Annotated in this window: 11 protein-coding genes; all 11 read right to left on the bottom strand. The window is 44.0% G+C overall.

The genetic code is table 11. The features are described from left to right. Window positions 1-135: 135 nt before the first annotated feature. Window positions 136-1,248, bottom strand: a complete 1,113-nt coding sequence (gene murG / locus D9X91_RS09415) for an undecaprenyldiphospho-muramoylpentapeptide beta-N-acetylglucosaminyltransferase (protein ID WP_121680355.1) — start codon at window positions 1,246-1,248, stop codon at window positions 136-138. Window positions 1,249-1,458: 210 nt separating this feature from the next. Beyond that, complete coding sequence (spoVE, locus tag D9X91_RS09420) at window positions 1,459-2,559, bottom strand: stage V sporulation protein E (RefSeq protein ID WP_121680356.1); 1,101 nt, start codon at window positions 2,557-2,559, stop codon at window positions 1,459-1,461. A gap of 91 nt (window positions 2,560-2,650) precedes the next feature. Further along, window positions 2,651-3,997 (bottom strand): UDP-N-acetylmuramoyl-L-alanine--D-glutamate ligase, encoded by a 1,347-nt coding sequence (gene murD / locus D9X91_RS09425; RefSeq protein WP_407644184.1) that lies wholly within the window; start codon window positions 3,995-3,997, stop codon window positions 2,651-2,653. 6 nt (window positions 3,998-4,003) lie between these two features. After that, window positions 4,004-4,978: a phospho-N-acetylmuramoyl-pentapeptide-transferase gene (gene mraY, locus D9X91_RS09430; RefSeq protein ID WP_121680459.1), complete on the bottom strand. Its 975-nt coding sequence runs from the start codon at window positions 4,976-4,978 to the stop codon at window positions 4,004-4,006. Then, window positions 4,978-5,439, bottom strand: coding sequence for a hypothetical protein (locus tag D9X91_RS09435; protein ID WP_148709061.1), 462 nt, complete (start codon window positions 5,437-5,439; stop codon window positions 4,978-4,980). Before D9X91_RS09435 ends, mraY begins: the two co-directional genes overlap by 1 nt. A 5-nt stretch (window positions 5,440-5,444) precedes the next feature. Further along, the gene (locus D9X91_RS09440; RefSeq protein ID WP_121680359.1) at window positions 5,445-6,905 is read right to left on the bottom strand and encodes a UDP-N-acetylmuramoyl-L-alanyl-D-glutamate--2,6-diaminopimelate ligase; all 1,461 of its coding nucleotides are present in this window, start codon (window positions 6,903-6,905) and stop codon (window positions 5,445-5,447) included. Window positions 6,906-7,149: 244 nt separating this feature from the next. After that, on the bottom strand, window positions 7,150-9,021 hold the full coding sequence (locus D9X91_RS09445) for a stage V sporulation protein D (protein WP_121680460.1): 1,872 nt from the start codon (window positions 9,019-9,021) through the stop codon (window positions 7,150-7,152). A gap of 198 nt (window positions 9,022-9,219) precedes the next feature. Further along, window positions 9,220-11,454 carry a penicillin-binding protein gene (locus D9X91_RS09450; protein WP_121680360.1) on the bottom strand — a complete coding sequence of 745 codons (2,235 nt, stop codon included), beginning with the start codon at window positions 11,452-11,454 and terminating at the stop codon, window positions 9,220-9,222. Next, entirely contained in the window at window positions 11,451-11,813 is a 363-nt protein-coding gene (ftsL, locus tag D9X91_RS09455) for a cell division protein FtsL (protein ID WP_121680361.1), read from the bottom strand. The genes D9X91_RS09450 and ftsL overlap by 4 nt, the downstream gene beginning before the upstream one ends. A 15-nt stretch (window positions 11,814-11,828) precedes the next feature. Continuing rightward, window positions 11,829-12,761 (bottom strand): 16S rRNA (cytosine(1402)-N(4))-methyltransferase RsmH, encoded by a 933-nt coding sequence (gene rsmH / locus D9X91_RS09460; RefSeq protein WP_121680362.1) that lies wholly within the window; start codon window positions 12,759-12,761, stop codon window positions 11,829-11,831. 37 nt (window positions 12,762-12,798) lie between these two features. Next, a complete protein-coding gene (mraZ, locus tag D9X91_RS09465; protein ID WP_121680363.1) occupies window positions 12,799-13,230 on the bottom strand; it encodes a division/cell wall cluster transcriptional repressor MraZ in 432 nt (143 codons plus the stop codon). Window positions 13,231-13,600 lie beyond the last annotated feature (370 nt).

A 13,600-nucleotide genomic window follows, 5' to 3' on the forward strand; every position in this document is an offset into this window, starting at 1 on the left:
AAAACGATTAAGAAAGGCTCTCTTATCTCTATTTTAGCTTATAGACTATAAACAGAAAAGAATGAAATCCATAATTTTCTGTTTATCCACCACCATTTATGCTTTCATTGTGAGCATTAAAATCGCAGATTGTGTCTATTTCTCCCTCGCTTGACGATTTCCAGTGAGCTGGAGCATGACATTGTACAGCCTTGATGTAGCATCCGGCATGCCAAGCTGTTTTGCTGACTCGCTCATTCTTTTCTTTTTCTCCGCATCCAAAACGATCTGGTCAATATGCCGAACCAGATTCTCTGAAGTCAGTTCACTTTCCAATAAAAGACTCGCAGCATCTTTTTCAACCAATGCCCTTGCATTTTTTTCTTGATGATTATTTGTAACATATGGACTCGGGATTAATAAGCTCGGTACTCCCAATGCAGTGAACTCTGCAATGGACGTCGCACCCGCCCTGGAAACGACTGCATCGACAGAACGCAATACTTCAGGCATATTATGCAAAAATGGAGTGATGACGACATTTTTCAATTCACCGGCTGCTTCCGCTTCCTTCTTCACCTTGTCAAAATGGACATCTCCTGTTACATAGATCACCTGATAAGGCTTTTGAGCAAAGGATTCAAGTGATGCAACAACAGCTTCGTTGATGGGACGCGCGCCCCTGCTCCCTCCAAAGATTAGCACTGAAGGTTTTAGATCCGTCAATCCAAGCCTTGCAAGTATATCTGTTTTTTTAATCCCGGCAACTTCGGAAGCCCTTGGATTTCCTGTGAGGACGACCTTTTCCTTTGGGAAAAACCCTGTGGCAGATTCAAAACAGATTGCCACTTTATCTACATACTTGCTCAGGAATTTGTTCGTCAGGCCCGGCACACTATTTTGTTCATGTACGATGGATGGGATATTTTCTTTTGCCGCTGCATAAACGACAGGACCGCAAACATATCCGCCTGTCCCGATCACCATATCAGGTTTGAATTCTCTTATTATTTTCCTGCTCTCCTTGACGCCCTTAAGAAAGCGGAGAACGGTCTTGACATTTTCAAATGAAATTGATCGTTTAAATCCTGTGATCTCAATGGACTTAAACGGAATCTCCTCGCGGGTTACCAGCTTTGACTCCAGACCCTTAGATGTGCCGATATATAAGAATTCGGTGTCTGGATGTTTTTGTTTAATCGTTCTGATAAAAGCCAGGGCAGGATAGATATGTCCGCCTGTCCCCCCGCCACTCACAATAATTTTCATGATTTCACCTCATTAAGTGTTAAACAAAGATGCACTATGTATATGAGCAACGTTTTACCGTTACCCTATCTTACTATATTCTAAACAGCATTGTTCTAATCACATAGGAATGTCATTGAAATGTAATATCACTCGACCATATTTTTCTATTTTATCCTTAAAAAGATGAAAAGGAAACCCAATTTCGGGTTCCCTTGGCAATTTTTTTCTTTAGTATCTTGAGTAGCGGCTGATATTCAATAATACCCCAACCGCCATTAACATGAGAGTAAGCGAAGAACCTCCATAGCTTAGAAAAGGAAGTGTTATGCCCGTTACCGGCATCAGCCCGGTCACAACCCCGATATTGATCATGACCTGGATCGCAATCATGGAAATGATTCCGACAGCTAGAAAGCTGCCATATAAATCCGGTGCCCCAAGTGCGATTCGAATCCCCCTCCAAAGAAGAAGCGCAAACAACAGCAAGACGAGCGTCCCCCCGATGAAGCCCAGCTCTTCGGATAAGATGGCAAAGATAAAATCCGTTTGCGGCTCTGGCAAATAAAAGAACTTTTGCCTGCTTTGGCCCAAGCCAAGTCCAAATAGCCCTCCTGGACCGATGGCATACAAAGATTGGATGATCTGAAATCCACTGACCAGGGGATCTGACCACGGATCCAGAAATGATGTAATCCGCTTGATTCGGTATGGTGCTGAAAGAATCAAACCTACAAAGCCTAGGACACCGAGAATGCCCAAACCAGCAAAATGGCTGATTCTTGCACCGGAAATAAAAATCATGATGATACATGTCCCAACCATGACCGTGCCAGTTCCAAGGTCAGGCTGCAGCATGATCAGGCCAAATGCGATGAATACAAGGGAAAGTGACGGTACCAGACCTTTTTTAAAGGATGTAATATATTTCTGCCGTTCTGCTAAAAATTTTGCTAAAAATGCAATCATGGCAAGCTTCATGAATTCCGATGGCTGGATCGAAAAAGCGCCGACGCCGATCCAGCTCCTGGAACCATTCCGGACCATACCCACTCCGGGAACCAACACCATCAGAAGCATGACAAAGCATATAATCAAAATGATTTTCGCCCAAGTTCTCCATGTCCAATAATCGATATTCATTATAAAGAACATGGCAATGATGCCGACACCTGCAAACAACAATTGTCTTTTGGCAAAGAAGAAAGAGTCGTCGAATTTATATGTGGCCCAAACGGCGCTTGCACTATAGACCATGATCAATCCTATTGCTAACAAGAAAAGCGTTGCGATGATCAAGATAAAATCCGGGGTCGATTTTTTTAACGGCAACTGTCAACACCTCTACAGACTATATTTTGAGCCTGCTTGAGCACATATGGAGCGATTGATGATCCCTTTGCCCATCCTATTAGCCAAGCTCTTATATAAGCTTATGCACCGCATTTATGAAAATATCACCGCGAACTTCAAAAGTTTTATATTGATCCCAGCTTGCACATGCAGGGGAAAGCAAGATCACATCCCCTTCATTCGAGCATTCATAGGCTGCAGGCACTGCCTTTTCAACATTATCGACACGCTGAATCTTTTCTATTCCTGCTCTCCTGCCAATCTCTTCTATCTTTGGAGCTGTTTGTCCAAAGGTAATTAATGCTTTCACATTTTTCATAAAAGGAAGAAGATCGTCAAAATCGTTGCCTCTATCAAGTCCACCGGCGAGAAGGATGATCGGTTGATCGAATGCCTTCAAAGCACTTTGGGTCGCCAGAATATTCGTGGCTTTCGAATCATTGAAGAATTTCCTTCCATTTAACTCGGAAACAAACTGGGTTCTGTGTTTTACGCCAGTAAATGTAGAAAGGATGAACTTGATTGCCTCATTGTCCACTCCCTTTAGCTTTGCTGCAGCAATGGCTGACAACACGTTTTCCAGATTATGCTCTCCCGGAAGCGCGATGTCATGAAGATGAATGACGGCCTCACCATCAAACATGACATTTCCTTCATGAACGGAACAGCCCTTCTCAAGATATTTCTTAGTGGAAAATGGGACGATTTGCGCTTTCGATGATTTGATCCTTTCCATCAGCTGAGGCTGTTCGGCATTGACAATCAAAAAGTCATCTTCTGTTTGATTCATCGTAATATTAACCTTTGCTCTCCAATAGTCCTCAAGTCCTCCATGATAATCAAGATGGGCCTCATAAAGATTGGTAATGATAGCGATCTTCGGACGGAACTCTCTGATTCCCATCAGCTGAAAGGATGATAATTCAATGACGATTTGATTATCACGATCAGCCTTCTGGGCAACCTCAGAAGCAACCGTCCCGATATTCCCCGCAATCAAAGGGTTCAGATCGCCTTTCTCCAGCATATTGAAAATGAGGGTGGTCGTCGTTGTCTTCCCATTAGTTCCGGTGATTCCAATAAAATCTGCTTCGGAAATTTCATAGGCAAGCTCTACTTCCGTAATGACAGGGATCCCCTGTTCCAATGCACCGGCTACAAGAGGGATTGAATATGGAATCCCAGGGTTTTTCACGATCAATTCAAAGCCTTCGTCCAATAGCTCAATCGGGTGGTCTCCGCAAATAACCTTTATTCCCTGGTCTAGGAGGTTTTGCGCCGCCGGATTCTCTGCCAGGGGCTTTTTGTCATTTACCGTCACAAATGCACCAAGCTTATGAAGAAGTGAAGCAGCACTGACTCCGCTTTTAGCCAACCCTAACACCAATATTTTTTTATATTTGTATTTCGTTATCATTTCCACTTACATCCACACCTCGATATAAATGCCCAGGATGGCACAGATTACTCCAACACTCCAGAACGTTACTACCACACGCCATTCAGACCAGCCAACCAGCTCATAATGATGGTGTAATGGACTCATCTTAAAAATTCTTTTCCCTGTCGTCTTAAAAGAGATGACCTGCATGATCACCGAGAGGGTTTCGATTACAAATACTCCCCCGATGATGACAAGCAGAAGCTCCAGCTTTGTCAAAATCGCAATGGTTGCGATGGCGCCGCCTAATGCCAGTGAACCGGTATCCCCCATAAAAACTTTTGCAGGATGTGCATTGAAAACCAGAAAACCAAGGACTGCCCCAACGACCGATACAGAAAAGATGGCTACATCATATTGTGATAAATTCCACGCCAGGATGGCAAAGGCCCCAAATGCAATGGCAGCCGTACCAGATACCAAGCCATCCAAGCCATCCGTCAAATTGACAGCGTTCGAAAAGCCGACGAGCCAGAAAATGACGATGAAGATGTAAAACCATCCTAAATGCAGGGTGATATCGGTGAATGGAATGGATAAATCCGATGAAAGGCCGCTTTGACGATAAATCAAATAGAAAATTACGGCGATGACAATCTGACCCAGGAGCTTTTGTCTGGATGTAAGCCCCAGGTTCCGCTTCATGACGACTTTTATGAAGTCATCCAAGAATCCCAGCACTCCGAAACCGAGTGTAACAAGCAAAAGCATCAATGTTTTTGAACTCGGTTCAGCAAACTTCCCGGACATCACCAACGTGGTGACAGTGATCGAAATCAGGAAAACGATCCCTCCCATCGTAGGGGTGCCGGATTTTTTTTGATGCGACTTGGGCCCTTCTTCACGTATACTCTGACCAAACTTCAACCTTCTCAGGAACGGTATGAAGACTGGGGATAATAAGACGGTTATTAAGAATCCCATCAGGATTGTAAAAAACAAGAATTGTTGCAGCATCATTTCCCCGTCCCTTCACTACAATTTTCATCAATAAGCTTCATCAGCTTATCACGATCTTTTTGTACAGCAATATCATATGTTTTAATCTCTTCTTTAAGAAGATTTGATGCATAAAAAACGAAATTAGTCATGTTTTCCCACTCTTTTTTTCTATTTTTGTCAATAAGCTTTGCGTATTCGGCGAAAATCTGCTGATACGCACATTTGGTGTTCGTTACTATAAACATCGGGAAATGATTGGGCGTATAGGCCGGTATTGGCCACTCCTCTTGCCAAACAGCTGCAATCGCTCCATTCCCGATTGCGGTCAGCAAGGACTGCGATTCATCAAATGGGATGAAAAGGCACCTGCTGCAAGGATGGGATTCCGAAATGGTGACGGTATTGAACGTCATGATTTTATCTTGAATCCCTATCGACTTTGGATATAAGTCATATATAAATCCATAGTTCAGCATCACAACTACTTCTTCCGGATTGCTTCAGCTGCTACTATTCGATCATCGAAGTCATGGACTGCATCCCCAATTATTTGATAAGTTTCATGGCCTTTCCCGGCAATCAGGACGACATCACCCTTCTCAGCTGATTCAATAGCTTTCAGGATTGCATCCTTTCGATCTACCAGGGCCTCATATCTTTTACCTTTGACACCTTCGATCATATCGGCAAGAATCGCATTTGGATCTTCGCTTCGAGGATTGTCGGAGGTGAAAATCGGATCTGTCGCATATTTGCAAGCAATCTTGGCCATTAATGGACGCTTCGTTTTATCCCGGTCGCCTCCACAGCCTACAACAACAAAAACCTTATTATCTGCAATCTGTTTAACAGTCTTCAATACATTTTCCAGGCTGTCGGGTGTGTGCGCATAATCAACAATCACCGGGAAATCCTGCCCTTCATCCACCAATTCGAATCTTCCAGCCACCCCTTCGACTTTTTGAAGAGCCGACAAAATTGTTTCAATGGATAGCTCGGATGCATAGCATGCTGCAATGGCAGCCAGTGCATTGTATACACTGAATTTACCGATCAGCTTTAATGAAACTTCCCTTTCGCCATCCGGGTATTTCAACTGGAAGGTAGTCCCCTGGCCGTTCATGCGGATATTGACTGCTTGAAAGTCGGCATCATGCTCGATTCCGAATGTAACGACATGGGCGGCTGTGTCCTGCAAATAAAACTCTGATGCAGGATCGTCTGCATTCAGCACTGCAAATTTTGGCCTTTTATGATCATAAGTGTTTCCAAGCTGTGAAAACAATAGTCCTTTCGCATGCCTATACTCATCCATCGTCTTATGGTAGTCGAGATGATCTTGGGACAGGTTCGTAAAAACGGCAATGTTATAGTCGCAGCCATGAACCCTGCCTTGTACCAAAGCATGAGAAGAAACTTCCATGATGGCCGCTTCAATATTCTCTTCCTTCATCTGATGAAACGTTTTTTGCAGCGTCAAGCTTTCTGGTGTCGTATTTTTTGTTTCAATGATGCGTTCATTCATTTTCACATACATCGTGCCGATCAATCCGGTCGGCACCTTCGCATGCCGGTACACTGCATCAATGAGATGGCTTGTTGTCGTCTTGCCATTCGTACCAGTTATACCTATAAGGTGAAGCTGTTTAGTCGGCTGGCCATAAAAGCCGTCAGCGAGCACTGACATGGCCCGTTTTGTATCCTTCACAACAATGACAGGCACATTGAGATCAAGCGGACGCTCGGACAAAACGGCAGCTGCTCCAGATTCTACAGCATTTTGGGCAAAATTGTGCCCGTCATTTGTAAACCCTTTAATGCAAATGAATAAACTTCCCTTTTCAACTTTTCGATTATCATTCTCCAACGAATGAATCTCAGGGTTCTCATTTGGCTTGTTTATTTTCATCGGTAAAAAATTTAATAATGTATGTAATTTCATCTTTTCAATCCCCTCTATAGATAAGAAAGCAATCATATTTATTTTACATAAAAAATCATTCTGATGCTATCAGCCTTTTTGCATTCTGTCAAAAATTTTATCGATTTGGATCGTCCTTATCCATCATGAGGAAAGTGCCGGGCCCCCGCATACCATATACAGCAGAAAAACCGAAAAATCCTACTATATATAGCATGATGAGAAGAGCCAGGCACTCCATGGGAAAGCCATTATACATCCATCGTCAATTCATATAGATTCTGATTGTCGAGCCCACTTCCACCTTCGTACCTGGTTGAGGCGATTGTTTGATGACTTTATCTCCCGACCCGCTGACATCAAGTTTAATATCGTACAAATATTGCTGAAGTTCTTTTTTTGTCAATCCAACAAGGTTAGGTACTTTCACTGTCGGAGCATCCAAAATCGATGGCTTCTTTTCAATTTGATTTTTACGAGGTTCCACTCCAATAGCCCTAAGGCTATCCTCCATGATGTTGCCAACAATCGGCGCAGCGACCGTTCCACCAAATGCAACTGTTCCTTTAGGGTTATCCACCGCAACATATACTACCAGCTGTGGATCATCCGCAGGGGCAAACCCCATGAATGAAACGATATAGTTATTTTCTAAATATCTTCCGTTCTGGGCTTTTTGGGCGGTCCCTGTCTTTCCTCCGACACGATACATATCCACATATGCATTTTTACCTGTGCCGAGTGCGACGACAGTTTCCAAGGCATTGCGGATTTTCTTTGATGTCTCTTCTGAGATGACACGCCTTTTTGCTACCGGAGTCTTCCTCATCACTACATCCCCGGTCTTTGGATCAACCAATTCTTTTGCAATGTATGGTTGATATAATATTCCTCCATTAACCGCAGCTGCCACTGCTGCTACCTGTTGGATCGGGGTAACTGCAACACCTTGCCCAAAGGCGGTTGTCGCCTGCTCGACTGGTCCTACGCGATCCAGGTTGAAAAGGATCCCTTTTCCTTCCCCCTGCAAATCGATCCCCGTTTTTTCTCCAAATCCGAAATCCTTGATATATTTGAACAATTTCTCCTTCCCCAGACGCTGCCCCAGTTCCACAAAGCCCGGGTTGCAGGAATTCTGGACGACCTCGAGGAAGGTTTCAGATCCATGTCCTCCACGCTTCCAGCAGTGAAGCGTAGACCCTGCTACCTCGACAGAACCGGAATCATAGAAATGGTCGTGTTCGAGATCCACTTTTCCTTCCTGAAGGGCAGCAGCCAGAGTGATGATCTTGAACGTGGAACCCGGCTCAAATGTACTCCAAATGGGGAGGTTCCTGTTGTAAACCTCCGGGGAAACATTTCTGAAATTTGCGGGATCGAATGTAGGCCTGCTCGACATGGCCAGAATTTCACCATTATTCGGATTCATGGCGATCGCAATCAATCCATCAGGATTATAGGTTGCCTCTGCAATATCCAGCTCACGCTCCACAATCGTCTGCACCTTCGTATCAATCGTTAATTTTAAGTCAAGTCCATCGACAGGCGGCTCATAGTCATCCGACATGTCCGGCATCCTCTTCCCTTTTGCATCGGAATAGAATTGGACAGAACCTTTTTTGCCGCTCAGCTCTTTGTCATACTCCAATTCGAGTCCCATCAGGCCCTGATTGTCAACTCCAGCAAAGCCCAACACGTGTGATAAGTAGCTTCCGAAAGGATAATATCTTTTTGAGTCTTCTCCAATATATATTCCTTTCAACCCTAGTTCACGCACCTCGTTCGCTTTCTCGTATGATATTTTCCTGCCTTCGGGAATCCTTTCAATCGAGGAACGTTTGGTGATGATTTGATAAGCTTTTTCTTTGGACATATTTAAAGCTGCAGCAAGCTTTTCAGCTGTCTCTGCAGGATTGACTACCTGCCTCGGCACAACATATACGGTAGGGGCACTCTGGTTTGTGGCAAGCTCCACTCCATTCCGATCTTCTATCTTTCCTCTTTCAGGCTCAAAGGGGATATTCCTGCTCCAAGAATCCTTTGCTTTACCAGTCAGCATATCCCCCATGATAAATTGTACATACCCAAGCCGTATGTCAATAATCCCAAATATCACGAGCCCTGCCAGCAATGTCATGGCTAGACGTTTTCTGACAGTCACATTTGAAACACGCTTCACTGAACGGACCTCCTCTTCTTAAGGCTCGTTTCAGTATATGCTTGTACGTATTTCAATAGAACAGGCTGGCCTGCCATCCAGGCCCACCCTCATTCGCCAAAATGACGTTGACGAGAATGATGGAGATTGCCCTGACGCAAACCAGCCCCATATCCATTAATCCTGCGGTGTTGCTTCTTCGCCTTTTTGTTTTTCTTTTGCGATCTTGTCATTCTCTTTCTTGGTTCTGACTTGTTCTGGCGTCATGAAATTCACGACAAGGTGATCTCCCTCGACAACAGGTGAATCCGGTTTTAGGTTTTGACTGACCACATATCCGCTTCCCATCGTATTCAACTTAAGGTTTTCCAGCTCTGCGACTTTGAGTACATCTCGCTTGGACCATCCAGTCATGTTTGGCAAATTCATCGGTCCGTTGGTTTTCACAACGACTTTTTCCCCTTCCAAAAGGTTGGATCCCGGGGCAGGCAGCTGTTCAGTTATTGTTGTGCCATTTCCTAATTTAACAAGATCGATGCCATCTTTTTTCATATTATCCGGGATGGAACCGATGTTTTGTCCTTTAAAATCGGGCACCTTAGTGATTTTTGCCGAAATATTCTTCTCCGGCTTGATGTTCATGTATTGCAGGCTGCTTTTCATGACAGGATTGAAAATCATGGATACCGGCACAGAGCCGCTGTCTGGCAAGCCTTCTTCGTTCTGCTGCAAATGCGGCTGCTGGACGGCGACATACATGATTAGCTGAGGGTCATCCTTCGGGGCCATGCCGGCGAACGAAAAGATATAATTATCGTTACCTGTCATATATTTGCCGGTTTTCGGATCCGGAATTTGAGCTGTTCCAGTCTTTCCTGCAACAGAGTAGCCATCAAGGGCATATGAATGCCCTGTCCCATGTTCCGCCGTCACGACCGTCCCTAAGATGTCCCGGACTTTCTTGGCGGTTTCCGGCTTGATCGGGTGGCCGGCAACCTCAGGCTGCGTCTTTTTTACCTCTTTCGTATTTGGATTGACAATTTTGTCGACGACATAAGGCTTCATCATCGTGCCGTTGTTGGCGATGGCAGTCATCCCCTGTATCATTTGCATAGGCGTGACCGTCGTTCCTTGTCCGAAAGCTGTAGTCGCTCTTTCGATAGGATACTTAAATAGGATATTCCCCGAAGCTTCATTCGGAAGGTCGATGCCGGTCGGCTGGCCGAAGCCGAAACGGTTTAAGTAATCCTTGAAGGTATCGTCGCCCATTTTTTCAAGCAGCTTGACGAAGGCAACATTGGATGAACGCTGAACCCCTTCCAAATAGGTGATCTTGCCCCATCCTGCTCCCCAGTTATGATCCCTTATAGGCGATTTTCCAACATAATATGTTCCCGACTGATATCGCTCATTCGGGTCGAATGCACCGCTCTCAACCGCCGCCGAAAGGGTAAAAACCTTCATGGTCGATCCAGGTTCATATTGGGATTCCACATTCAAGTTGTGCCAATTATCTGCGATTCCTTCCCTGGTTGAAGGGTGGAAGGTCGGCCTCTGACTCATGGCAAGGATCTTACCTGTTTTCGGATCTGCCACGATCGCCACCATTTTTTTCGGTTTATATTTTTCCTCGACTTGATTCATGGAATCTTCCAAAAATGTTTGGATCTTTTTATCAAGGGTCATATAAATATCCGACCCATTTTGCGGTTTTTTCACCATCTCTTTCTTATTCGGAAGAAGATAGCCCCATAGATCACTGTCATATTGGAGGGTACCATCTTTCCCTGAAAGGATGGAATTAAAGCTTTTCTCGATCCCCATCTTTCCGATTGTCTTCACTTTTCCGTCTTTATCTTCTTCTTTTTGGGCATAGCCAATCAAGTGAGATGCGAATACTCCATTTGGATAGAATCGTTTGGATTCCCTTTTGAACGTTATTCCGGGCAGGTGCTCTGCTTCGATTTTCTTTTTCGTCTCAACGGAAATATCTCGTCCAGCACTGCCGAATTCCACCTGGAATCTGCCTTTTTTATTCAAAATATCATATATCTCACTTTCGCTCATATCTATGTATTTCGAAAGTTTTTCCGCTGTCATCTTAGGGTCGACAACATTGTGGGGGTGGTCCGGATCGGTTGTCATCTTCTTATCGAGGATGGCAACGAGTGAAAAGGAATCGGTATCCTCTGCGATCACTTCACCATTTTGATCAAAGATCGTCCCCCTTTTAGCATCAAGTATTTCAGAACGCAAGTATTTATGAGCCGCTTTTGCTGCTAAAGCCTTGCCTTCCACCTGTCCAGTGATTTGAATCGTCAAGAACCGGACAATCAATACAAAAAAGAGCAGGCCGAATATTAAGAATAATACCGCTGCTCCGACATTTCTATTTACTTTATTCGATTTCATTTTTGGTCCACAACCTTAACATTATCTTCATTCAGTTTTAAGCCCAGTTTATTGGCTTCTTTTTTAATGCGTTCGAAGCGGCTCAATTCACTGATTTGCATTTCAAGGTCGTTATTGGATTTCTTTTGTTCATGAATGGTGCTTTCAACATCTTGAATATGCTTATTAACCCCATAAATGGATGCTTGTGTAGATACCATTCTGACAGCAACGATGCATATGAATGCCACAAATAAAATACCGAGGATTTTCTCGCCAGGTGTGATGCCGCGACGTTTAAGCGGTGCTTTCTTTGGGGCTATGTCCGGCTGGCCATGACTGACAAAATTCCTTTCCTGCTTACGTGCTAAGTTTTCCATTTCTACTCCCCCCGATTATAGTTTTTCCGCCACTCTCAATTTTGCGGATCTTGCACGATTATTTATCTCTAATTCATCTTCACTGGCCAAAATTGGCTTTCTATTTACCAGTTTCAGGACAGGCTTATACTCATCCGGTATGACAGGCAATCCCGGCGGCAGCTCTGGACCAGTACTTCCTTCTTTAAAGATGCTCTTGCAGATCCTGTCTTCCAGCGAATGGAAAGTGATCACACTGATTCTCCCACCACTGTTCACCAAATCAATCGCACTCTTTAATGATTCTTCAAATACGGAAAGTTCATCATTGACTGCAATGCGGATTGCCTGGAATATTCTCTTGGCTGGATGTCCGCCTTTTCTTCTTGCTGGCGCAGGGATGCCTTCCTTAATAAGTTCGACAAGCTGATGCGTTGTTTCTATCGGAGCTTTTTCCCTTGCTGCTTCAATTTTTCTGGCTATTTGCTTTGAAAATTTCTCTTCTCCATATCTAAAGAAAATCCTGACAAGATCTTCATAAGACCAATGATTAACGACTTCAAAAGCAGAAACGGAACTGCTCGTATCCATTCTCATATCGAGCGGGGCATCATGATGATAGCTGAAGCCTCTCTCTGGGGTATCGAGCTGGGGAGATGAAACTCCAAGATCATATAGGACTCCATCAACATGCTGTACACCGATTGATCGAAGCTCTTCCGCTATGTATTTAAAGTTGCTTTTAATGAACGTGACCTGGCTTTCATATCGAGCCAGCTTTTCCTTGGCATGCGCGATGGCGGTTTCATCTTGATCAAAGGCATAAAGCCTGCCTTCTTTTGATAACTGGGACAGCAAATATTCACTGTGCCCTGCGCCGCCCAATGTACAATCGACATAAATCCCATCCGGCTTGATGTTCAATCCATCTACCGTTTCTTTCAATAATACTGTTGTATGTTCAAACATTTTCTTCACCTTTCCAATCGAATCATGGCTGTACTGCCTAAATATCAAACCCTATCATATTCTCTGCTATCTCAGCAAATGATTCTTCAGATTCTACGAAGTATTCTTCCCATAATGCTTTGCTCCAAATCTCTATTCGATTGGAAACGCCTAAAACCACACATTCTTTTTCCAGCTGTGCATAGCCCAGAAGCGAACCGGGAATGTTGATCCTGCCTTGCTTGTCCACTTCACACTCGGTCGCACCGGAAAAGAAAAAACGAGTAAATGCACGGGCATCTTTTTTAGTAAGGGGAAGAGCTTTTAACTTTTCTTCAACCTGGGCCCATTCTGAGGAAGGATATCCAAATAAACATTGATCGAGGCCCCTTGTCAAAACAAAGGTCTCACCAAGGTGTTCACGAAATTTAGCAGGGACGATCAATCTCCCTTTATTATCAACATTGTGCTGATATTCCCCCATGAACATGCCCATTTCCCCCACTTTCTAACTCAACCTTACCACATCCCCCCACTTTTCACCACATATTTTTAATTTCCTTTTTCGAGCAAAATATTCCTCCTTTTTTAAATTTTTTTCGTCCGTGAAATTAATGGTTATTTCGCGGATATTTCCTCATAAAAACACCAGACAGACAATCTTCTCAAAAAACTTGTAAAGTTTTGAAATTCATTTTGTCATTATTAGTTTCTTTGTCAAAAAAACTTGTTTTGCACCTGCTTCACCCCTTTATTTTTTGGCTCTGTTAAACACCGCTGTCGATTTCCACGCAAGTCTCCGCTTTCCTCGGGCCTCACCGGAAACGATGTCGTTCCATGTTGGCACAGGACAAGGAACT

This window comes from Falsibacillus albus, from assembly GCF_003668575.1.
In the GTDB taxonomy this organism is placed as follows: Bacteria; Bacillota; Bacilli; order Bacillales; family DSM-25281; genus Falsibacillus; species Falsibacillus albus.

Bases quoted from the DNA above. Each gene is read 5' to 3' on its own strand.
- murG (WP_121680355.1), bottom strand. From the start codon at position 1,248: ATGAAAATTATTGTGAGTGGCGGGGGGACAGGCGGACATATCTATCCT.
- murD (WP_407644184.1), bottom strand. From the start codon at position 3,997: ATGATAACGAAATACAAATATAAAAAAATATTGGTGTTAGGGTTGGCT.
- mraY (WP_121680459.1), bottom strand. From the start codon at position 4,978: ATGCTGCAACAATTCTTGTTTTTTACAATCCTGATGGGATTCTTAATA.
- D9X91_RS09435 (WP_148709061.1), bottom strand. From the start codon at position 5,439: ATGCTGAACTATGGATTTATATATGACTTATATCCAAAGTCGATAGGG.
- D9X91_RS09440 (WP_121680359.1), bottom strand. From the start codon at position 6,905: ATGAAATTACATACATTATTAAATTTTTTACCGATGAAAATAAACAAG.
- D9X91_RS09445 (WP_121680460.1), bottom strand. From the start codon at position 9,021: ATGACATTGCTGGCAGGGCTCGTGATATTTGGGATTATTGACATACGG.
- D9X91_RS09450 (WP_121680360.1), bottom strand. From the start codon at position 11,454: ATGAAATCGAATAAAGTAAATAGAAATGTCGGAGCAGCGGTATTATTC.
- ftsL (WP_121680361.1), bottom strand. From the start codon at position 11,813: ATGGAAAACTTAGCACGTAAGCAGGAAAGGAATTTTGTCAGTCATGGC.
- rsmH (WP_121680362.1), bottom strand. From the start codon at position 12,761: ATGTTTGAACATACAACAGTATTATTGAAAGAAACGGTAGATGGATTG.
- mraZ (WP_121680363.1), bottom strand. From the start codon at position 13,230: ATGTTCATGGGGGAATATCAGCACAATGTTGATAATAAAGGGAGATTG.